This window comes from Xanthomonas sp. WHRI 10207, assembly GCF_040202975.1.
In the GTDB taxonomy this organism is placed as follows: domain Bacteria; phylum Pseudomonadota; class Gammaproteobacteria; order Xanthomonadales; family Xanthomonadaceae; genus Xanthomonas.
The window spans coordinates 424,079-445,045 of record NZ_JBEGDX010000003.1; the positions used below are offsets into that span (position 1 = coordinate 424,079).

Genomic DNA, 20,967 nt, shown 5'->3' on the forward strand with positions numbered 1-20,967 from the left:
AAATGTACGCAATGAATGACACGGAACGGCAAGCGCGGCTTCGCCAGTTGGCACAGGAGATCTGGGAGGCCGAAGGCCGCCCGGACGGGCATGCGCACCGCCACTGGGCCATGGCCGAGCGGCTGGTGGATGCCGAAGAACGCGCGGCCGAGCAGTCCGCCGAGCACGCGGCCACGCCGATCACTGCGCGCCAGTAACGCGGTGTCTGCCACCTTGCGTGGGTTGTGCCGCGCGCCCCTGCAAGCGTGCACAGCCCGCCGCAGCCGCACACCGCGCATTGTCTTGAGTTCACCGTTTTAAGGAGTTACCGATGGCCACTCGCAAGTTCACTCAGCGCTCGCGCATCCGCGAAGGCCGTCCCAACCCCCTCGGCGCCACCTGGGACGGTTTGGGCGTCAATTTTGCGCTGTATTCGCGCAATGCCACGCGCGTGGAGTTGTGCCTGTTCGACGAGCGTGGCCGCGAGCAGGAGCGCATCGCGCTGCCCGAATACACCGATGAGGTCTGGCACGGCTATTTGCCCGACGCCCGCCCCGGTCAGCTGTACGGCTACCGCGTGCATGGGCCCTACGCCCCCGAGGCCGGGCATCGCTTCAACCACAACAAATTGCTGCTGGACCCGTATGCCAAGCAGATTGTCGGCGAACTCAAATGGGCGCCGCATCTGTTCGGTTACACCATTGGTCACCGCGACAAGGACCTGAGTTTCGATCGCCGCGACAGTGCGGCATTCATGCCTAAATCCGCGGTGATCGACCCGGCCTTTACCTGGGGCCAGGACCGCCCGCCGCAAACGCCCTGGAACCGCACGGTGATCTACGAAGCGCACGTGCGCGGGTTGAGCATGCTGCACCCGGCGGTGCCGCCGGAAGAACGCGGCACGTTCTCGGCGCTGAAGACCGACGAGCTGATCGACCACATCAGCTCACTCGGCGTCACTGCGGTGGAACTGCTGCCCGTGCACGCGTTCGTCGACGACCAATACCTGCTGGAAAAAGGCCTGCGCAATTACTGGGGCTACAACACGCTCGGGTTCTTTGCGCCGCAGGGCCGCTACATGTCCACGCGCACCGTGGCCGAGTTCAAGCAGATGGTGGCGCGGCTGCACCACGCCGGCCTGGAAGTGCTGCTAGACGTGGTCTACAACCACACCGCCGAAGGCAACGAGCTGGGGCCGACGCTGTCGTTCAAGGGCATCGACAACGCCAGTTACTACCGTCTGGCCGACGATCGCCGGTTCTATATCAACGACACCGGCACCGGCAACACCTTCGACCTGACCAACGTCGGCGCGCTGCGCATGGTGATGGATTCGCTGCGCTACTGGGTGCAGGAAATGCACGTGGACGGCTTCCGCTTCGATCTGGCCAGCATCCTTGGCCGCGAGCGCTATGGTTTCGATCCGTCGGGCAGCTTTCTGGATGCGGTGCGGCAGGACCCGGTGCTGAGCCAGACCAAGTTGATCGCCGAGCCGTGGGATATCGGCCCCGGCGGCTACCAGGTGGGTAATTTCCCGCCGGGTTGGGTGGAGTGGAACGACAAGTTCCGCGACAACGTGCGCGCGTTCTGGCGCGGCGATGGCGGGCAACTGGCCGAGTTGGCCACGCGTCTGACCGGCTCTGCCGATCTGTTCGATCACAGCGGCCGCCGGCCGACCGCGTCGGTCAATTTCGTCACCGCGCACGACGGGTTCACCCTGCGCGATCTGGTCAGTTACGAGGGCAAGCACAACCTCGCCAACGGCGAAGACGGCAGGGACGGCAGCGACCACAATATCTCCGCCAATTACGGCGTCGAAGGCGAGACCAACGACGCGGCGATCAAGCAGCTGCGCCGTCAACAGATGCGCAATCTGCTCGCCACCTTGCTGCTGTCGCAAGGCACGCCGATGCTGTTGGCCGGCGATGAATTTGGCCATAGCCAGAACGGCAACAACAACGCGTATTGCCAGGACAACGAGCTGAGCTGGATCGACTGGACGGCCGCCACCAAGGCTGCCGCTGCCGATCAGGCCGCGTTCGTGCGCCGCTTGATCCGCATCCGTCAGCGTTACCCGTTGCTGCATCGCGCACGCTTCTTCGACGGCAAGTTCGACGAAGCGCTGGGCTTGCGGGATCTCACCTGGCTGGCGCCCAACGGCACCGAGATGGACGAAGCCGGTTGGCACGACCCGGAAGCGCGCGCGCTGATGCTGCGCCTGGACGGCCGCTCGCCGACCACCGGCCTGCGCGAGATTGCCGCCAACGTCACCTTGCTGATGCTGATCAACGCCGCTTCCACCACTGTGTCGTTCACGCTGCCGGCCATGCACGACGAACACTGGCGCGTACTGGTCGACACCGCACGGCACGGCGGACGCGTGGTGGCCGGCGGCAGCGAGTGGAAGGCGCCCGCGCATTCGCTCACCTTGCTGGCAGTGGAGCGCGACCGCGTGATCAGCAGTGCGCGCATCGTCTCCGAAGGTGGGCGTTGATGAGCGGAGTGGCCTGATGGATGTGTTGTTGGCAGGGGCGACCGGGCTGGTCGGGAAACAGGTGTTGCGGCAGCTGCTCGCCGATGCGCGCTGCACGGGCGTGGTGGCGCTGACGCGTCGCCCGCTGACGCAGATCCATCCCAAACTGCGCAACCAGGTGATCGATTTTGAGCGCCTGGACCACTGGACCGCACCGCGCATGGAAGCGGCCATCTGCGCGTTGGGCAGCACCATGAAACAGGCCGGTTCGCGCGAGGCCTTCTATCGCATCGACCACGATTACCCGCTGGCCCTGGCGCGCGCGGCCTGCGCGCAGGGTACGTCGGTGTTCGTGCTGAACTCGGCGGCCGGCGCAGATGCGCAATCGCGCATCTTTTACAACCGCGTCAAGGGCGAACTGGAACGCGATCTGCGCACGATCGGCTTCCCCTCGCTGACCTTCGTACGCCCTGGGCTGATCGGCGGCGAACGCGAAGAACGCCGCACCGGCGAACACCTCGGCAGCCTGGTGCTTGGTGCACTCGGCCCGATCCTGCCACGGCGCTTCCGCATCAATCCAGCCGAGCGCATTGCCGCCGCGATGGTCGCCGCCGCGCTATCGCCGGCGCGTGGCGAGCATAGTGTCGAGGCGGCGGAACTGGCTGGCTGAGAGCAGCTAACAAAACCACTGTGCTCACTGCCAGGCGGGCGCGGACGGTGCTCGGTACGGCATGGACCACTCGTACACTCCGGTTCTGAGCGCGCCGTCCACACCCACCTGACGACTGCTCGCTATGTTGTGTTAGCCACTCTAAATACTGCCACCACCATGCAGTGGTGCATGCACGCACTGCTGCATGGAGACAGCTTCATGAGAACGCAGAGCGCAACAGCTGCCTGCGTAGGAGCGTGCCTGCGCGCGACGTCGTGTAACAAGATGGCCTCATCCCGCAACAACACGTTCCTACCAAGCGTTGCGTACTGGCAGTCTTCCATCAACGCACTCGCTGATCACACCCCCAACGACTGCCCGCCATCCACCGCCAGCACCTGCCCGGTGATCCAGCGCGCCTGCGGTGATGCGAGAAACAGCGCAGCATCGGCGATGTGCTGCACCTGCCCGAAGCCGCCGAATGGGATGCTGTCGCGGATGCGTGCGTAGAGTTCCGGTTCGTCGCGACTGCGCTTGTCCCAGAGTCCATCCGGGAACTCGATGGAGCCCGGTGCGATCGCATTGACGCGGATGCGGTCGCGCGCAAGTTCGGCTGCCAGTGTGGTGGTGTAGTAATTGAGCGCGGCCTTGGCGGTGGAATAGGCGATCGCACGCGGTGTGGGGCGCTGGGCGTTGATCGAGCTGATGTTGAGGATCACCGCTGCATCGCTGGTGCGTAGATGCGGCAGCGCGGCGCGGTTGCAGCGCACTGCCGCCATCAGGTCGACGTCCAGTCCCGCCTGCCAACTGGTGTCGTCGTTGCCATGACCGTAGCCGGAGGCATTGTTGATCACCACGTCCAGGCCGCCCAGCGCCTGCGCTGCGGCCTGCACATACGCTTCGATCTGCGCTGCATCGGCAAGATCGCAGGGCAGGGTATGTACCAGCGTGCCGTAGGCTGCCAGTGTCTGTGCCGCCTGGGTCAGGCCGTCTGCACTGCGCGCGCAGATTGATACGTGAGCGCCGCTGCGCACAAACGCCTCTGCGATCGCCAGGCCGATGCCGCGGCTACCCCCGGCGATCAGCACGCGTTGTGTACGGTGTGCAGAAAGAGGCATGGCGTTACTCACTGCGGAAAACCCGCATTATCGAACAGCTTGGTACCGACGTGGCCGCTGCGTGCGCTGGCCGTTGTGCTGTCCAGGCGTAAGGCGTCATCGCATAAAGCGCTGCAACAAGTCTGCACGGCGCTGCCCACGTCGATTGGAGAGTCGTGGGGCAACACCTGATGCTGCGCTTAGAGCAGTTAACAGAAGGATTGGATGCCCGCCAGGCTGGCGCGGCCTGTGCCCGGTGCTGCATGGGCCACTCGTCCACTCCGGTTCTTGTGCGCCATCCGCACTCACCTGACGACTGCTCGCTACGTTTTGTCAGCCGCTCTTGGTTCGGATACAGGCGCCCTGACATAAAACACGGTTGCCGGCGCGACATCAGCGCCGGCACAGAGTCGCCACCATCTCCAAAATCACACCAACACCAACACCAACACCAACACCAAGCTCCCAGCTACCAACTACCAACACCCAGCACCAACACCAGCACCAGCACCAACACCAACACCAACACCAACACCAAATCTCGAAGCTCGACGCAGCTGCAACTCGACAAGGCACTTCGTCAGCCCCGGAGACGACCCGGCGTGCATTGCGCAGCGCAAGCCAAACCCACCACACGCATCCCCATCGGCAGCAACAATTGCAGTGGCGGCCGCTGTCATCTTACTGCCATCTGCAACACGCGCAGCCTGCACCATAAGCCTCATCACGGCTGGCGATCAGCTCATGCCTTTCAGGTTGCTCGCCGCTAACCATTTGTTTACACAACCACGCGGCGCTGCGGGCACAACGTGCGAGTCATTCAGTGGGAGTTGCACATGGAAACCCATATCACCGTCATCGGTGCCGGCTTTTGCGGCACCGCGCTGGTCCGTGCGCTGGCGCAGACGGCCGATGCGCAGGTGCGTATCACCCTGGTCGGCGTGGCCGAGACGTTCGGTAGCGGCATCGCGTATGGCGCGGCGCGACCGGAGCATCTGCTCAACGTGCGTGCCAAGGATCTGGGCATCGATGCGCAGGCGCCCGGCGCCTTCGCCGATACCTTGCATCTGGGCGAGAGCGGGCGGCTGGAGTTCCTGCCGCGGTTGGCTTACGGCGATTACTTGCGCAGCGAGCTGGATGCGGCGGTGAGCGGTGCGCAGGCATCGGTGATGCGGCTGTCGCAGGAAGCGGTGGCGGTGGAGCGCGCGCGTAGCGGTTTCCGCGTGTTTCTTGCCAACGGCGATGCCTTCCATAGCGACCGTGTGGTGCTGGCGGTCGGTGCGCTGCAGCCGCAGGCGCTGGCCGGCATTGGCCCGCGGTTGAGCGTGCATGCGCGCTACATCGGCTGGCCGTGGCAGGGCGATGCATTGTCGCGGCTTGCACCCGACGATGACGTACTGATCGTGGGCACCGGGCTGACCATGGTGGATGTGGCGTTGACCCTGCACGCGCGCGGACACCGCGGCCGCATGCTGGCGATCTCGCGGCGCGGATTGGCCCCGCAGGCGCATCTGCGTCAGCCCGGTGCGCCGCTGGACCTGCCGCCGCATCTGCAACGTGCGCTCAAGGATGCCGATCTGCGCGGCCTGCTGCGCGGCGTACGTCAGCTCAGCGCGGTGGTGGACGATTGGCGTCGTGTGGTGGACGCATTGCGCCCGCATCTGCAGCCGCTGTGGCAGCGGCTCACGCTGGCGCAGCGTGCGCGTTTCCTGCGCCATCTGCGCCCCTATTGGGAAGTGGCGCGGCATCGCGTCGCGCCGGGTGCGGCAGAGCACTTGCAGCAGTTGCAGGCGTCCGGCCGGTTGCAGATCGTCGCAGCGCGGCTGCTGCGTGCGCGTTGGGTGCCCGATGGCGTGGAAGCGGTGATCCGTCCGCGTGCCGCCGCCGATGCGCAGACGCATCGCTTCGATGCGGTGATCCGCGCTACTGGCCTGGATACCGATATCGACCGCACCAGCGACCCACTGATTGCTGGCATGCGCGAAGCCGGCCTGTTGCGCGCCGATCCACTGGGCTTGGGTGTGGACACCGATGCGCAACTGCGCGTGCGCGACGGCGCCGGACAGATCGTGCAGGGGCTGTATTGCGTGGGGCCGCTGCTACGCGGCCGGTACTGGGAAATCACCGCAGTGCCGGAACTGCGCGTGGCAACACGTGCGTTGGCAGAGCGCTTGCTGCTGGGCGCGACGCCGGCGTTACAGCCGGAGCGTGAGCCGGTGTCGCGCGAGGTCAATGCGCGTTTGTAGATGGGGATATGTGATGGGCTGTTTGCATTCGGGAAGCTCTGAACAACTCTTTCATAGGTTTCCGATCGATGCCTTGGACAGACTAAATCACGCGCATGTGTTTGATTTTAAGCGCCGGCGATTGTCGTGATTAGGCTAGATTGCAACTCTCTCTCGCTGGGCCATGAGTTATTCAGAGGTTGCTTAGGCGCTTGATGTGTTTTTCTCGGGATCGAGGTGGTGTGCGGAGAGAGTGTGCCTGCAGCGTTCGGTTTGAGTGGAGGCGTCGCTTTGCTTCGTACCCTCACCCCAATCCCTCTCGCGGCAAGAAATGGACTCTGTCTTGATCTCAGGCTTGCTTCGTTGGAACTGCGAGAATCTGGTGTTTGCGGAGTGCGTGAGTTGTTGCGTGGCGCGCGCCGCTGCGCTATTGGATCGTGATGTGACGCTCGTTCTATCGCGGTTCTACCGATGCGTTTCAACCAATCTCTGCGCGTGCAGGCATCTCTCAAAACTGTGCACATGCGCACGTGCTGCGCCAAACAGCGCAAACATGCAGCGCGATGCGTAGCGCAGGATGCTCCCGCGGACAGGAGTGGGTCATGTTGTGCACCCTGGGCTCGTTATAGCCCAGGGCGCTGCATTCCCTTGTCTGCCTGGAGTTCGCCATGCCCCGTCTTGCTCCCATTGCTCTCGCCGCTGTGCTGTGTGCGTCCGCGCTACCCGCCGTCGCCAGCGAAACGCTCAATACGCGTGCCGATGTCATCGCTGCGCTGGATGCCGGTTACGACGTCAGTCTGTCCAGCGATCTCAGTCGTTGCACCCCCGAAGAGGGCACCCCGGTCAGTCGCACCCGCGGTGGCCGCCATATCGATGCCTACCGCATCACCGAAGATGGCACCGCAGCGTTTTCGGGTTCGCATTTCACCGTGGCCAACGATGGCAAGCCGATCCAGCAGTTCATGCGCTATCAGCTACGTCCGGATGGCAGTGTGCGCTTCACCACCTACATGTACGACCTACCGGCGCTGCAACAGCGCGGGCCGATGCTGGCGTATCTGTGCACGATCAATCAGGGCATCCGCTTCCACGCCGATTGAGAGCCACTGACAAAAACGATTGCGCAGCTGCATGACGCGTGCGATGTGTCGCCTGGCCAGCTTGGGCCAGTACAGCGCCAGCGTCATGCAGCTACACCTCTGCAACACACTTGTGCCAGCCGTGCGGGGTTTGCAGCGCATGCGTTGAACACATCGTCAACCCATCATCCCGCGCGCATACGTCGACGATTGCACGCCTGTGCGCTTCGCAAGGAGAGCCATCATGTCGACGGGTCGTCTTGCAATTGTTGCCGTTGCCGCTATGTCTGCGACGATCCCACCGGCATTCGCCAAGCAGAGCATCACCTCGTCAGCCAATCTGATCGCCACGCTGGAGTCCGGCCATGACGTTGCAGTGTCGGTCGACCTGTCGCGCTGTACGCCGGAGGCGGGCACTGCGGCCAGCCGCAGCCGCGGCGGGGTGCGTCTCGGTGCCTACCGTCTGACCGACGATGGAACGCTGTCGTTTTCCGATACGCAGTTCATTGCCGCCAGCAGCGATGGCCGGCCGTTTCAGCAGTTTCAGCGCTACCAGGTGAGCCCGGACAATCGCGTGCGGCTGACCACGTATATGTACGATTTGCCGAGCCTGCAGCAGCGCGGCCCACTGTTGGCGTATCAGTGCACGCTCGACCAGGGCATCCGTTTCCACGCCGATTAAGAGCAGCTCACAAACCGACTGTGCTCACCGCCAGGCGGGCGCGGCCGGTGCTCGATGCGGCATGGACGACCCGTGCACCCCAGTTCTGAGCGCGCCATCCACATCCAGCTGACGACTGTTCGCTACGTTTTGTTGGTGACCCTGATTGGTCGCGAAGTTTCTTCAACCACTTCGATACGGTGAGAGATAGGCTGCCCTGGCGAGGGTTGAAAACGTTGGATGCGTCATTGCAGAGGGGTTGAACTGCGGCTCGGCCGCAGCGCCCGTGGCCGGCCAATGCCGCGGGACATGCCGTGAGTCCTTCCATGGAGGCGGTGACGCGACATCCATGCCGCATGAGGTCCCACGACGATGAGCGGTCAGGATTGGTCGAGGTGGGCGCAGCATGGATTGGTTGCGCGGCAGACCTGGACGCCGCCGATTCACCCACAACGCCCGCATGGCCTCACAATAGGCGGCCAGTTCCGGAACGATGTCCCCATGCGCAAGACCTACCAGCTCAACCTCGAAGGCAAGAACCGCGACCGTCTGCTGGAAGCCAGCAAGAACGATATCCGCAAGTACATCCGCCGCGAGCGCCGCAAGGACCTGCCCGAAGGCGCGGACTACTGGGACTTCGACATGCGCTTCGGGGTGGACGAGGCCAGCGCCGCGCCGCTGCCGCCGGCCGAGTTGATCCGCGCGATCAATGCGCTGACCGGCGAAGGCGGCGACCAGTTCTTTGTGGAAATCCTGCGCAAGCCCGCCAAGCGTGTTCCGCGTGCCGATGGCGATGCGCTGGCCGGTAGCGAGCTGGATTTCGAGCAGGACTGAGCTCCTCGCTCTCCTCCCGTGGCGGCGCACCGCTGCGGGACGACCAATCTCTGTCGCGCTGTGACCGGCGCCGGATCGAATGCATTTCGCGTACCGTCTTGCGGATGCCAGTGGCACGGCTCACACGAAGGTTGTAGTGCTCCAGCGAGCGCTTTCAGGTGGCTGATGGACAATTGCCTGGCCTGCTGGTGATAAGTAGCGGCATCTGCCGCTCGCGCTAAGAGCGGCTAACAAAACAGCTGTGCAACCGCCAGGCGGGCGCGGCCGGTGTTAGGAATCGGACGCGTACACTAAGGTCCTGAGCGCGCCGTCCAGACCCAGCTGACGACTGCTCGCTACGTTTTGTTAGCCACTCTTAGCCATTCGAGTGGCTATGCACATCAGGTGACAACTGCTCGCTGCGGCGTGTCGGCCGCTCTCAGCCCGGCTTGCCGAGCTGCGCCTGTGCCACGGCGCGGAGTTTGTCTTTCTTGCTCGGCCGTTTGCCTTTGATGCCGCCGTTATCGTCCGCTGCGCGCGCGTCTGCGGCTGGCGTGTTTTGTGCGGCGGCCTCGGCGGGGGTCGGCTCGAAGCCTTCGATCACGCTGGTCGGTACGCGCAGGCCCTGACGTTTTTCGATCAGGCGCCATTGCTGCGCGTTGTCGGCAGTGATGAAGCTGATCGCCAGCCCGCTGGCGCCGGCGCGCGCGGTGCGGCCGATGCGGTGGGTGTAGTCGATGGTGGAGCGGGGCAAGTCGTAGTTGACCACTGCCGGCAAGGCGTCGATATCGATGCCGCGCCCGGCCAGATCGGTGGCCACCAGCACCTGTACCTCGTGCTGTTTGAATGCGTGCAAGGTGCGCCCGCGGCGGCCCTGACTCAATTCGCCATGCAGCGGCTGGGCGTTGATACCGGTCTTGGTGAGTTTTTCGGCGACCTTGTCGGCGGTGTGGCGGCTGGCCACGAACACCAGCACATGCGACCAGCCGTGCTCGGTCAGCAGATGCCGCAGCAGTTGCGTGCGTTGGCCGGCATCCACCGCGATGGCGCGCTGTTCGATCGCCGGGGCCTGCTCGGGCGTGGCGTCGATGGTGATGCGCAGCGGGTCGCGCAGCCTGCGTTTGGCCAGCGCGGCGATGGCCGGCGGGTAGGTGGCAGAAAACAGCACGCTCTGCCGTTGCGCCGGCAGCGACGCCAGGATGCGATCGAGCTCGGCGCCGAAGCCCAGCTCCAGCAGGCGGTCGGCCTCGTCCAGCACCAGCGTGGCTACCTCGCCCAGGTGCAGTGCGTTGTGATCGACCAGATCCAGCAACCGGCCGGGCGTGGCCACCACGATGTCGGCACCGCCGCGCAGCGCCAACAACTGCGGGTTAATCGAACTGCCGCCGGTGGCGACCACCGTCTTCAAGCGGCGCGGCAGATGCGCGGCCAGCTGACGTAGCGTGTCGTCCACCTGTGCGGCGAGTTCGCGCGTGGGCACCAATACCAGCGCACCGAGCACGCGCGGTGCGGTGTCCGGGGCCAGGCAGCGCTGCTGCAGCAGCGGCAATGCGTAGGCCAGCGTCTTGCCCGAGCCGGTCTGCGCCATCGCAATCAGGTCGCGCCCGGCCAGCATCGGCGGGATCGCCTGCTGCTGGATCGGTGTGGGCGTGCGATGACCGGCCTTGCTCAGCGCGGTGTCGAAGAACGGCTGCAGCTGCGGCGACAGCGAGAGATGGGCAAATGACATGCCGCCGATTATCCAGGATTGGCGATGGCGATGGCGATGGCGATGGCGATGGCGCGTGCGCACTGCGGGCTGAGCATTGGATTGGGCGCGCGATCGGCGTCGCGGCCGATCCGCGAACCAACCCGTGTTACGCGAAGACGCTGCACGCAGCGCTCTCGGAAGCGCTGTGCACAAAACAAACGCGTGCCATGCAGCTTCACTGCAACGCCGTAGGCCCTCGTCACATTGATGCGGACATCGCCCCAACATGATGGCGTCAGTCCACCTGCAGACCCACAAAAAAGCCGCCCGTCTCGAGCGGCTTTGTGTGCCGTGCAGCCATTGCGTGCCCACTGCGGCTTTCGCTTCACCGGCAGCGTTGCAGGCGCAGCGCCGCCGGTGGATGGACCAGGGCGATTACTGCGCCAGTGCCAGATCGTCCAGCATGGCGCGCAGGAAGCGTGCGGCTTCACCGCCGGTGGCGGCGCGGTGATCGAAGGTTAGCGACAGCGGCATCACCTTGTGCGTTTCCACCCCGCCCATCACTGGGGTGAGCTGGTAACGCGCGCGCCCGGCAGCGACGATGGCCACGCACGGCGGCACCACTACCGGGGTGGCATAGCGGCCGGCGAACATGCCGAAGTTGGACAGCGAGATGGTGTAGCCGCTCAATTCGGAGGCGGCGATGCTGCGGGTTTCCACCTGCTGGCGCAGCCGGTTGACGCCTTCGCGGATGCCGTACGCATCCAGCATGTCGGCATTGCGCAGCGCCGGCACGAACAGGCCTTCTTCGGTATCCACCGCAATGCCGATATCGACCTGGTGGTGCAGGGTGCGGCTGAGCGCATCGCCGTCGAACCAGGCGTTGAGCGCGGGCACGGCCTGGCACGCACGCACGATGGCGCGCACCAGCCGCACGGTGACATCGTTGCCGGGCTGCCAGGCGTGCAGGTCGGCGTCGTCGTTGAGCGTGGTCGGCACCACCTTGCTGTGCGCATCGGCCATCACGCGCGCCATGTTGCGCCGCACGCCCTTGAGCTGCTCGGGCTGGCCTTTGGCGACCACGCCTGGCGGCTGGGTGCGCATGGGTTTGCCGCTGGTGGAGAGTGCGGAGCGGTGCTGGCCCTCATCCGCCCTGCGGGCACCTTCTCCCGCAGACGGGAGAAGGGTTGCCGTTGCCGGTCGATCGCGGCCGTCGGCAGCGATCCCATTGGCTCTGCCACCTTCACCGAACGGACCGCTGGCGAACGAGCCACCTCTCCCGCTGGCGGGAGAGGTCGGCGCGCCCTGCGTGCCGGGTGAGGGCTGCGCGGTCCCTGCCGCGGCAGCCTGCTTCACGTCGGCCAGCGTCACCGTGCCGTCCGGGCCGGTGGCGCGGACCTGCGTCAGATCCACGCGCAGCTTGCGCGCGAGCGCGCGCACCACCGGCATGGCGCGGACGCCACCGACCGCGATGGCCTGTTCGCTTTGCACGGTGTTGGAGCTCTGCATCGCACCGACCACGGTGCCGGCGTCATCGCGCTCGCCTGCCGCATCGGAAGCTGCATTTGCGTCGGCATCGGCAATTTCGCCACCGTTGTCGGAGGCGACCACGCGGTCGGTGGGGCCCGCCGCGCTCTGTCCGGTGCTCGGCGTGGCCGCCTGCGCGCTGCCGCCGTGACCATGCCCGGTGTCCTGGCCATCGGCGCGTTGCGGCTGCGAGGCATCCAGTGCGAACTGCGCCAGCATGGAGCCGGTCACGATCACATCGCCGGCCGCGCCGGCCAGCTTGACCACGGTGCCGGAAAACGGCGACGGCACCTCGACCACCGCCTTGGCGGTTTCCATCGACACCAGCGGGTCGTCCAGGCGCACCGTGTCGCCCTCCTTGACGAACCACTCGACGATGGTGGCATCGGGCAGGCCTTCGCCCAGATCGGGCAGATGAAAATTCTTCGCTTCGCTCATGGCAGATTCTCTTGCACCGCAGGCAACTGCGGCGTGGTGTCGTCGAGGAGTTCCAGATCGGCTGCCGGCAGCCAGCCCTGCGCGCCATCGGCACGCTCGGACCACCACCAACCACCGTGTTCGTAGTGCAGCAACACGTCCTCGCCCTGGCGGGCATCGAGTTCGCGTGCGTCGTAATCGCGCAGGGCTTCGGCCCGGCCATCGCCCATCGGGCGCAGCCACGCCACCGGCGCCCAGCCGGCATGGCCTTCGCCAGTGTTGACCCAGGCAAACGCCGGCCATTCTTCATCGCGTACGCCGATACCGACCTGTTGGCCGGCACGGAAGCGGATCGGATTAACGACTCTGGCGCGGTGATCGCAGAGCAGACGGGCGCGCATGTCAGCCGGCAGCCACCGCACGGCGCGCTGCCGTGACGATGCGCTCCACGCTCGGCAGATACTTCATTTCCAGCCGGAACAGCGGGATATGTGTGTCGTAACCGGTGACGCGTTCGACCGGCGCGAGCAGGTCGTACATCGATTTTTCGGCGAGCTGTGCGGCGATTTCGGCACCGAAGCCGGCGGTGCGCGGGGCCTCCTGCACGATCACGCAGCGGCCGGTCTTGGCCACCGATTCGGCAATGGTGTCGAAATCCAGCGGGCGCAGCGTGGCCACGTCGATGACTTCGGCGCTGATGCCTTCGCCAGCGAGTTTGTCGGCCGCTTCCAGCGCTTCTTTGACCTGCGCGCCCCAGGTGACCAGGGTGACGTCGGTGCCGTCGCGCAGCACGAAGCACACATCCAGCGGCAAGGCCTCGCCATCGTTGGCGACCACTTCCTTGTACTGCCGATAGATGCGCTTGGGCTCCATGTAGATCACCGGATCCGGGTCGCGGATCGCGGCCAGCAACAGGCCGTAGGCGCGCTGCGGCGAGGACGGCAGCACCACGCGCAAGCCGGGCACGTTGGTGAAGATGGCTTCGTTGGCTTCGCTGTGATGTTCCGGCGCGCGGATGCCGCCGCCCCACGGCACGCGCAGCACCATCGGGCAATGCAGGCGGCCACGGGTGCGGTTGCGCAGGCGTGCGGCGTGGCAGATCAGGTGATCGACCATGGGATACACGAAGCCGTCGAACTGCGCTTCGGCTACCGGTTTCATGCCTTGTGCGGCCAGGCCGACGCTGAGGCCGGCGATGGTGGTTTCATCCAACGGGGTATCGAGCACGCGCTCGCTGCCGAAGCGCTGCTGCAGGCCGGCGGTGGCGCGAAACACGCCGCCGTTGACGCCGACGTCCTCGCCCAGCACCAGCACTGCGGGGTCGTGCTCCAACTCCCAGGCCAGCGCCTGGGTGATGGCTTCGATCAAGGTGATGGGCGAACTCATGGCACTGTCTCCGCGCGTGGCTGCGGCGTTGTAGGGGGCACTGGCGTGGTGCGAGGTTTCCGCATGCACCTGCTTGAGCTCATCCATGACGCGCCTCCAGGGCCATCACTTCGGCGCGCTGCGCCAGCAACTGCGCCGGCGGGTCGCCATAGAGGTAATCGAACATGGCCTCCACCGGCTGCACCGGGGTATTGAGATAGGCGTTGACCTCTTCGTCGATACGCGCGCCGCATTCGGTCTTCCACGCGTCTTCCTGCGCCTGGTCCCACAGACCTTGCGCGGTGAGATAGGTCCGCAGACGCAGCAGCGGTTCGCGCGTCCAGGCCTGTTTGACTTCGTCTTCGCCGCGATAGCGGCGCGCATCGTCGGCGGTGGTGTGGTCGGTGAGGCGATAGGTCATGAACTCGATCACCGTGCCGCCTTCGCCGGCCAGCGCACGCACGCGCGCCTGACGCATCGCTTCGAGCACCGCGATCAGATCGTTGCCATCCACCTGCAGGCAATGCAGGCCGCCGGCCAAGCCCTTTTGCGCCAGCGTCTGCGCACCGGTCTGCGCCGAACGCGGCACCGAGATCGCCCAGCCGTTGTTGATCACGCACAGGATCAGCGGCAGCTTGTAGGCGCCGGCCGAATTGAGCGCGGCATAGAAGTCGGTCTTGGAGCTGCCGCCATCGCCGCAGCAGGCCACGGCCACCTGCGGCTTGTTCTGCAGTTTGAACGACAGCGCCGAGCCGGCCGCATGCAGGCACTGGGTGGAAATCGGCACGCAGATCGGGAAGTCGATGGCCGCATCGGCATCGCGCGGATAATCGCTGCCGCGCTCGTCGCCGCCCCAGTACAGCAGCACATCGCGCGGGCGTACGCCGCGCTCGAACATGGTGCCGTACTCGCGGTAGCTGGGCGCAAATACGTCGCCGCTGCGCATCGAGGCACCGATGCCCACATGTGTGGCTTCGTGGCCCAGGCTGGCAGCGTAGGTGCCGAGCTTGCCGGTGCGCTGCAGGGCCACCGACTTGCTGTCGAAGGTGCGCACGAACAGCATGCGCTTGAACAGGGCGAGCAGGGTTTGCGGGTTGGCGGCGTCGGCCGGCAGGTCGTCGCGGACGAAGTTGCCGTCCGCGTCCATGTATTGCAGATAGTCGATCTGGAACTGCGCGGCTACGCTCATTGCGGCGACACCTTCATCAAGAAGTTTCAAATGATATGAGTTGCCATGTTAAGGACGGCGAAGCAAAACGCTGTCCTGCACCGCAACACATAATGATGCTGGCATGCACAAAAAAAAGGGCGCGGACCAGGCCGCGCCCTTTGTCGCAGTAAGAAACTGCGACGTGGTGCACTGCGATCAGCGGCGGCCGGCGCCTCCTCCGATCGGGGTGACGATCAGCGCCGAATCGTTGGCCGGGTTGGCATCCGGCGATGCCGATGTGGCACTTGCCTGCACGCGGATGGCACCGTCGGCCGGGATCGGCTTGGCCGCCACGGTCAGCTGGAAGGCCAGCTGCGCGCCCGGCAGCACCACTGCCGCACTGCTGCACACGAAGCGGGCACTGCGCAGCGATTGCACCTGCTTGTCGCAGCGCCAGCCCTGCGGCGGCACCAGCTGCGACAACGCAGACACCGTATTGCCTTCGATCACCAGGCCGGGACGTTGCGCCGGCGCGGCACCGACGTTGTCCAGCAGCACGCGATAGCTGGCGTTGAACGCGGTGGTCGGCAGACTGGCCGGGCCATCGAAGCGCACCGCCAGGTCGCTACGCGGCTGCGGCCGTGCCTGTACCACGACGGCCGCGGTGTCGGTGTTGTTGTCCGGCTGCGGGTCGGGCGATTGCGAGGCCACCGAGGCGGCCAGGGTGAGGGTGCGTCCGGCCAGTTGCGAGCTAGCTTCGACCTGCGCGGCGAAGCTTTGTGCGTTGCCGGATGCCAGCGAGGCGATGGTGCAGGTGACCACAGTCTGGGTGCCGGTTTCCGGCGGTAGGCAGCTCCAACCCGGTGCCGCAGTTAGCCGTGGGCTGACCGCTGCATCGAAGGCAAATGCCACTGCTGCAAACGCTGCACTGTCGGGTCCACGGTTTTCCACATCCACACGGAAGTCGATGCGCTCGCCTTCGGTGACCTGCGCCTGTGCGGCACTGACTGCCACGCCCAGGTCCGCGTTGACTTGCGGAGTCATGCGCAACAGCACCACGGTGGGATCGTGATCCGAAAGACGGGTGGGCGTGTTGGCATCGTTGCGCGCGGTGCCGGGGAAATCGGCATTGATGCGGGCATGGCCCACCGACAGCGAGGCGATGTTGGGTGCGCGCATCAGTGCCGCGTTGGCCAGGATGTGATCCAGCGACTGCACGTTGCCATCGAAGGCGTACGAGTAGCTCTGGTCGGGCGTGTTGAACCAGGTCAGATCGGTGTAGTCCGGGTCGACCAGATCCACGCCATCGCCGCCCACCACGGTCTGCACATCCGGCGCCGGTTTGCCGGTGACGGTGCCCATCGCATCCACATAGCCGTCGTTGAACTCGAAGGCGTTGAAGTCGCCCATCACCAGCACGTTTTCTGCCGGATTGAGTTGCTGACGCGTCTGCAGCAGGCGCGCCAGATAGTCGGCCTGGGCCTGGCGCTTGGCGCGGATGCGGGTGCCGGCTGCGTCGTCGGTCTCGGCGCCGTTGAGCGAGCGCTGATGCACCACGATGGCGGTCAGCGGCAGCACGCGGCCGTCGACCTGACGCACGTTGGCCGTGAGCACCAGCGGCGGGCGGTCGTTGAGCAGGCTGACAGCGCCCGCCGGCTCCGTCCAGGTGGTGGTCTTGCCTTCCTGCGCGATGGAAAGCACTTCCACGCGTGGCACGCCGGCGGCAACGTCGGCGGTCTTGACCAGGAAGCCGACGTCGATACCGCCCACGTCGTTGCCTTCCTGCAGGTAGGCCACGTATTGCGGATTCGGTTGGCCGGAGCCTGCCGTATCGGCATTGATGCGTGCCGCCAATGCCTGCAACACGCTGAGGTTTTCCACTTCCACCGTACCCAGGATGTCGGGCAGATGCAGATAACGGCGGATCGCCAGCGAAGCCTTGTTGAGGCGCGCCTGGAACGCGGCCGGGGTGAGCACCGGTTCGCCGATGGCCGGGTCGTTCTGGTCGTCGAAGAAACGTTCCATGTTGTAGGTGGCCACGGACACATCGTCGGCCTGCGGCATCGGTGCCGGACGCGGTTTATCCGCATCGTTGCAACTCACCTGCGGGGTGCGCTCGGGGTACAGCGTGTAGCGGCGGAAGCTGTAATCCAGAGGGCCGACCACATTGAGCACCTGGCAGCCAGCGGCCAGATCCAGCCGCTCGGCGCCGACGCCGGCACTGCCGACGGCGATCACTTCCGGATTGGTGTTCCAGCGCGGCACGCCGACAGGCGCGGCGGCCGGCAGCGGGTCGGGCATTTGCACGCCGGGTTCGCGGAAGGCGCGCGGCACGCCGGTGACCACCGCATGGAACACGCCATTGCTGGTGGCCGTGGCGTTGGTCTCGTTGACGCTGCCGCCGGTGGGCGCATTGACGGTGAGGCTGGGCGCGGCGACGCGCATGCCTTCCAGCGCTTCGAGCTGATCGAAGGCGCCGTTGGGGTTGGGGAAGTCCGGGCGCAACAGCACCGGCGACGGCAGCGGGTTGCCGGTGGAATCGGCCAGCACGGTGACGCTGCCGCCGATTTCGGTCAGTGGCGGCTGGGTCGGGTCGGCGGTGGGCACGTATTCGATCACCGTGCCCTGTACGCGCACCCGGTTGCCGATGACGGCCGCTTCCGGCGGGGCGCTGCCGGTATAGACGTAGACGCCTTCGGAGGTGGCGGGGTCGGCGTCGGCCTCGGTATCCGGGGCCTGCAGGAAGAAACCGGCGCTGCGGCGTGCGGTCACGATGCCGGAGGTGGCCACCACCTGGCCGTCCAGCGGCGAGCGTGCGCCTTTGCCCTGGATACTGTGGATCGGCAACAGATTGAAGTCGTCGTTGACGATGGTGCCAGTGGCACTGAGCGTGGCCGGCAACGCGCCGGTGAGGCCGCTGATCTGCAGGCTGAAGCGCTCGTCCGGCTCGGAGAGGGTGTCGCCGAGCACATCCACCGAAATGGTGGCCGTGCGGTCGCCTGCGGCAATGCGCACAGTGGTCGCGGGCAGGGCGATGTAGTCGCTGCCGGCGGTGGCCGTGCCATCGCGCGTGGCGGCGGTGAAGCTCACCCCGCCCACACCGGCCGGCTGGCTCAGGCTCAGCGTGAATACGACGCTGCGGCTGCCGCTATTGCCTTCGGCCTGGCTGACATCGGCCAGCGTGGCGATCGGCTGGCCGCCGCCGCTGCACAGGCGCGCAGCGCTGGCGCTATTGCGCGGCGTGGGGGCGCCGGTGGCGAAATCGGCCGCGTTGTTGTCGGTATCGGTGCAGCCATCGCCACCGCGCAGCACCGCCAGCGTGTTGCTGGGGGCCGGCGTGGGCGCATTGCCTTCGGCGCAGCTGGCATTGCTGCCATAGCCGACCAGATCGGCGTTGCCGGTGGGGCAGGTGCCGCTCAGTGCGGACGCGGTGGTGCTCAGCGCTACCTTGCCGGCGGTACCGCTCAGGGCCAGGGTGCCGGTGGCATCGGGCGTGGGCAGTGCAACGCTGCCGCCGCTGCCATCGGCCTGTTTGACCAGGTAATACCCGCCGGCCGGCACGCTGCCTGCCAACGGGGTGGCCTGCCAGCTGCTGCCGGCGGCCGAGGCGTACTGCACCGACCAGCCGTCGAGGCTGACCGTGGTACTGCCGATGTTGTGCAGCTCGATGAAATCGCTGCGGAGGGTGGCGCCGCTATTGCCGCCACCGCCATAGACCTGGCTGATGACGACCTGGGCATTGGCGTGGCCGGCAACTGCCAGCGCACAGAGAAATACGGCTGCACGACGCTGCAACACATGCATGAGATGAGAGTCCCCTGATCCTTGAGACGTGAAACGCTCCCCTGGTCCGGCCACGTCCCTGGCCGGCAGCGCCGTTCGATTCTGCATGAATTTGCAGACCTTGGTTGACGATACTGTGACAGCGGTGCACTGGCTGAGACTGCACTGGCGGCTGGCCGGGTGGTTCAGAAGCGAAATAAGTGCCGGCGTCGAACACGCCTGGACGTGTGGCGTTTGATGTGTCGCCGGGTCGCGCGGCATCCGGTGCAGGCACCGGCTGGCCCTTGCATGGTTCTCCAGCGCTGCAAGCAGCCTGGTAACCAAGCAACCAAGCAACCAAGCAACCAGGCAACCAGGCAACCAGGCAACCAGGCAACCAGGCAACTCGGAATGTGCCCGCCCATCCCCGAACCGGGCGCAACAAAAGGCCGCAGCCATCTGCGCCGAGTCGCACCGAGATGCTTGCAAGCAACGGACGCCCGTTTCATCTACCCCGGTCGCCAGGGACGCGGCCTCACTGGCCCGACGCCTCGAATCGCCTTCGACCTCGACTGCACGCGCGGCTTTTCGGTTCCACCTCGGCGGCCACGTGCATTCCACGATCAACTTTCATCCATCCCTGTCGCCAGGGACGCGGCCTCACTGGCCCGACGCCTCGAATCGCCGTCGACCTCGACTGCCTGCGCGGCTTTCCGGTTCCACCTCGGCGACGACGTGCATTCCACTATCAACTTTCATCCATCCCGGTCGCCAGGGACGCGGCCTCACTGGCCCGACACCTCGAATCGCCTTCGACCTCGACAGCACGCGCGGATTTTCAGTTCCACCTCAGCGACGACTCGCATTCCATTCTGAACTCGCAACAGCAAAGCCAACCGCTGACCCTGACCCTGACCCGATTCCCGATTCCCGATTCCCGATTCCCTACTCCCTACTCCCTACCGCTGAGCTACCCTGACCGGCCCGATCCATCTGCACTGCCATGCCCGTCGACAAGAACCTGCGTGACCTGGAACCCGGCATCCACACCGATCTGGAGGGGCGGCTGACCTACGGCGGCTATCTGCGGCTGGATCAGCTGTTGTCCGCGCAGCAGCCGCTGTCCGAGCCGGCGCACCACGACGAGATGCTGTTCATCATCCAGCACCAGACCTCCGAGCTCTGGTTGAAGCTGTTGGCGCACGAGTTGCGCGCGGCCATCGTGCATCTGCAGCGCGACGAGGTCTGGCAGTGCCGCAAGGTGCTGGCGCGCAGCAAGCAGGTGCTGCGCCAGCTCACCGAGCAATGGTCGGTGCTGGAGACGCTGACGCCCAGCGAATACATGGGATTTCGCGATGTGCTCGGCCCCTCGTCAGGGTTCCAGTCGCTGCAATACCGCTATATCGAGTTTCTGCTGGGCAACAAAAACCCGCAGATGCTGCAGGTGTTCGCCTATGACCGGCAGGGCCAGGAGCGCCTGCGCGAAGTGCTCGAAGCGCCCAGTCTGTACGAAGAATTCCTGCGTTATCTGGCCCGCTTCGGCCATGCGATTCCGCAGCAGTACCAAACCCGCGACTGGACCGCCGCGCATGTGGCAGACGACGCCTTGCGCCCGGTGTTCGAGCGCATCTACGAAAACACCGACCGCTACTGGCGCGAATATGCGCTGTGCGAGGACCTGGTGGATGTGGAAACCCAGTTCCAGCTCTGGCGCTTCCGCCACATGCGCACGGTGATGCGGGTGATCGGCTTCAAGCGCGGCACCGGCGGCTCCAGCGGCGTGGGATTTTTGCAGCAGGCGCTGGCGCTGACGTTCTTCCCGGAACTGTTCGACGTCCGCACCTCGGTGGGTGTGGAAAGCCGGGCGCCGGGGGGGAGTGCGGACGCGGGGAAGCGCTGAGCGAGGCAAAAAGCTTAGCAACGCAGGGGCGCGCGCGCTGAAACTCGGGAGAGCACTTACTCGGGAAAGCAGTCGCTTGAAGCCCCTCTCCCGTCGGGAGAGGGGTTGGGGTGAGGGTACGGGCCTCATCCCCGGGATCAGCCGCTTGCTGATGCTCTTATTTCGGCGATCGGCACC

Annotated in this window: 15 protein-coding genes and 4 other RNA genes; 12 read left to right on the top strand and 7 right to left on the bottom strand. The window is 65.7% G+C overall.

All coding sequences use genetic code 11. The annotated features are described in order from the left end of the window. Positions 1-11: 11 nt before the first annotated feature. The 4 genes from ABQU90_RS12320 to ABQU90_RS12335 all read left to right on the top strand — a co-directional run bounded on the left by ABQU90_RS12320 (position 12) and on the right by ABQU90_RS12335 (position 3,260). Positions 12-197, top strand: a complete 186-nt coding sequence (locus ABQU90_RS12320) for a DUF2934 domain-containing protein (protein WP_055853319.1) — start codon at positions 12-14, stop codon at positions 195-197. A gap of 113 nt (positions 198-310) precedes the next feature. Then, positions 311-2,473, top strand: a complete 2,163-nt coding sequence (gene glgX, locus ABQU90_RS12325; protein WP_055853318.1) for a glycogen debranching protein GlgX — start codon at positions 311-313, stop codon at positions 2,471-2,473. A gap of 16 nt (positions 2,474-2,489) precedes the next feature. Then, positions 2,490-3,122, top strand: coding sequence for an NAD(P)H-binding protein (locus tag ABQU90_RS12330; protein WP_323521114.1), 633 nt, complete (start codon positions 2,490-2,492; stop codon positions 3,120-3,122). 61 nt (positions 3,123-3,183) lie between these two features. Beyond that, positions 3,184-3,260: non-coding RNA, sX9 sRNA (locus ABQU90_RS12335), on the top strand. Between the two features lie 203 nt (positions 3,261-3,463). On the opposite strand, the gene ABQU90_RS12340 is transcribed toward ABQU90_RS12335, so the two are convergent. Next, positions 3,464-4,222, bottom strand: coding sequence for an SDR family NAD(P)-dependent oxidoreductase (locus ABQU90_RS12340; protein ID WP_323521115.1), 759 nt, complete (start codon positions 4,220-4,222; stop codon positions 3,464-3,466). A 242-nt stretch (positions 4,223-4,464) separates the two neighbouring features. Between ABQU90_RS12340 and ABQU90_RS12345 the strand changes: the two genes are divergently transcribed. The 7 genes from ABQU90_RS12345 to ABQU90_RS12375 all read left to right on the top strand — a co-directional run bounded on the left by ABQU90_RS12345 (position 4,465) and on the right by ABQU90_RS12375 (position 9,351). Further along, positions 4,465-4,540: non-coding RNA, sX9 sRNA (locus ABQU90_RS12345), on the top strand. Positions 4,541-5,037: 497 nt separating this feature from the next. Beyond that, entirely contained in the window at positions 5,038-6,447 is a 1,410-nt protein-coding gene (locus tag ABQU90_RS12350; RefSeq protein ID WP_323521116.1) for an FAD/NAD(P)-binding protein, read from the top strand. Between the two features lie 647 nt (positions 6,448-7,094). Next, positions 7,095-7,526: a VirK family protein gene (locus ABQU90_RS12355; protein ID WP_055853312.1), complete on the top strand. Its 432-nt coding sequence runs from the start codon at positions 7,095-7,097 to the stop codon at positions 7,524-7,526. A 223-nt stretch (positions 7,527-7,749) separates the two neighbouring features. After that, entirely contained in the window at positions 7,750-8,187 is a 438-nt protein-coding gene (locus tag ABQU90_RS12360; RefSeq protein WP_407078725.1) for a VirK family protein, read from the top strand. 61 nt (positions 8,188-8,248) lie between these two features. Continuing rightward, positions 8,249-8,325, top strand: a non-coding RNA gene (locus ABQU90_RS12365) — sX9 sRNA. A 342-nt stretch (positions 8,326-8,667) separates the two neighbouring features. Next, positions 8,668-9,000, top strand: a complete 333-nt coding sequence (locus tag ABQU90_RS12370; protein WP_323521118.1) for a DUF6172 family protein — start codon at positions 8,668-8,670, stop codon at positions 8,998-9,000. 272 nt (positions 9,001-9,272) lie between these two features. Then, a non-coding RNA gene (locus ABQU90_RS12375) (sX9 sRNA) lies at positions 9,273-9,351 on the top strand. Positions 9,352-9,418: 67 nt separating this feature from the next. Here the strand turns inward: ABQU90_RS12375 and ABQU90_RS12380 are convergent. From ABQU90_RS12380 to ABQU90_RS12405, 6 genes are all read right to left on the bottom strand, one after another. Continuing rightward, positions 9,419-10,708 (bottom strand): DEAD/DEAH box helicase, encoded by a 1,290-nt coding sequence (locus tag ABQU90_RS12380; protein WP_323521119.1) that lies wholly within the window; start codon positions 10,706-10,708, stop codon positions 9,419-9,421. A gap of 396 nt (positions 10,709-11,104) precedes the next feature. Next, entirely contained in the window at positions 11,105-12,634 is a 1,530-nt protein-coding gene (locus tag ABQU90_RS12385; RefSeq protein ID WP_323521120.1) for a dihydrolipoamide acetyltransferase family protein, read from the bottom strand. Beyond that, entirely contained in the window at positions 12,631-13,014 is a 384-nt protein-coding gene (locus tag ABQU90_RS12390) for an SH3 domain-containing protein (protein ID WP_323521121.1), read from the bottom strand. Before ABQU90_RS12390 ends, ABQU90_RS12385 begins: the two co-directional genes overlap by 4 nt. A gap of 1 nt (position 13,015) precedes the next feature. Then, on the bottom strand, positions 13,016-14,086 hold the full coding sequence (locus ABQU90_RS12395) for an alpha-ketoacid dehydrogenase subunit beta (protein ID WP_055853297.1): 1,071 nt from the start codon (positions 14,084-14,086) through the stop codon (positions 13,016-13,018). Beyond that, positions 14,079-15,167, bottom strand: a complete 1,089-nt coding sequence (gene pdhA, locus ABQU90_RS12400) for a pyruvate dehydrogenase (acetyl-transferring) E1 component subunit alpha (protein WP_104614330.1) — start codon at positions 15,165-15,167, stop codon at positions 14,079-14,081. Before pdhA ends, ABQU90_RS12395 begins: the two co-directional genes overlap by 8 nt. A gap of 177 nt (positions 15,168-15,344) precedes the next feature. Continuing rightward, complete coding sequence (locus ABQU90_RS12405; RefSeq protein WP_323521122.1) at positions 15,345-18,932, bottom strand: lamin tail domain-containing protein; 3,588 nt, start codon at positions 18,930-18,932, stop codon at positions 15,345-15,347. 961 nt (positions 18,933-19,893) lie between these two features. Between ABQU90_RS12405 and ABQU90_RS12410 the strand changes: the two genes are divergently transcribed. Then, positions 19,894-20,790, top strand: coding sequence for a tryptophan 2,3-dioxygenase (locus tag ABQU90_RS12410; protein ID WP_323522772.1), 897 nt, complete (start codon positions 19,894-19,896; stop codon positions 20,788-20,790). Positions 20,791-20,967: the final 177 nt, after the last annotated feature.

Coding starts and splice junctions, on each gene's coding strand:
- ABQU90_RS12395 (WP_055853297.1), bottom strand. CDS start 14,086: ATGGATGAGCTCAAGCAGGTGCATGCGGAAACCTCGCACCACGCCAGT.
- glgX (WP_055853318.1), top strand. CDS start 311: ATGGCCACTCGCAAGTTCACTCAGCGCTCGCGCATCCGCGAAGGCCGT.
- ABQU90_RS12410 (WP_323522772.1), top strand. CDS start 19,894: ATGCCCGTCGACAAGAACCTGCGTGACCTGGAACCCGGCATCCACACC.
- ABQU90_RS12330 (WP_323521114.1), top strand. CDS start 2,490: ATGGATGTGTTGTTGGCAGGGGCGACCGGGCTGGTCGGGAAACAGGTG.
- ABQU90_RS12390 (WP_323521121.1), bottom strand. CDS start 13,014: ATGCGCGCCCGTCTGCTCTGCGATCACCGCGCCAGAGTCGTTAATCCG.
- ABQU90_RS12405 (WP_323521122.1), bottom strand. CDS start 18,932: ATGCATGTGTTGCAGCGTCGTGCAGCCGTATTTCTCTGTGCGCTGGCA.
- ABQU90_RS12360 (WP_407078725.1), top strand. CDS start 7,750: ATGTCGACGGGTCGTCTTGCAATTGTTGCCGTTGCCGCTATGTCTGCG.
- ABQU90_RS12385 (WP_323521120.1), bottom strand. CDS start 12,634: ATGAGCGAAGCGAAGAATTTTCATCTGCCCGATCTGGGCGAAGGCCTG.
- ABQU90_RS12340 (WP_323521115.1), bottom strand. CDS start 4,222: ATGCCTCTTTCTGCACACCGTACACAACGCGTGCTGATCGCCGGGGGT.
- ABQU90_RS12380 (WP_323521119.1), bottom strand. CDS start 10,708: ATGTCATTTGCCCATCTCTCGCTGTCGCCGCAGCTGCAGCCGTTCTTC.
- ABQU90_RS12370 (WP_323521118.1), top strand. CDS start 8,668: ATGCGCAAGACCTACCAGCTCAACCTCGAAGGCAAGAACCGCGACCGT.
- ABQU90_RS12320 (WP_055853319.1), top strand. CDS start 12: ATGAATGACACGGAACGGCAAGCGCGGCTTCGCCAGTTGGCACAGGAG.
- pdhA (WP_104614330.1), bottom strand. CDS start 15,167: ATGAGCGTAGCCGCGCAGTTCCAGATCGACTATCTGCAATACATGGAC.
- ABQU90_RS12350 (WP_323521116.1), top strand. CDS start 5,038: ATGGAAACCCATATCACCGTCATCGGTGCCGGCTTTTGCGGCACCGCG.
- ABQU90_RS12355 (WP_055853312.1), top strand. CDS start 7,095: ATGCCCCGTCTTGCTCCCATTGCTCTCGCCGCTGTGCTGTGTGCGTCC.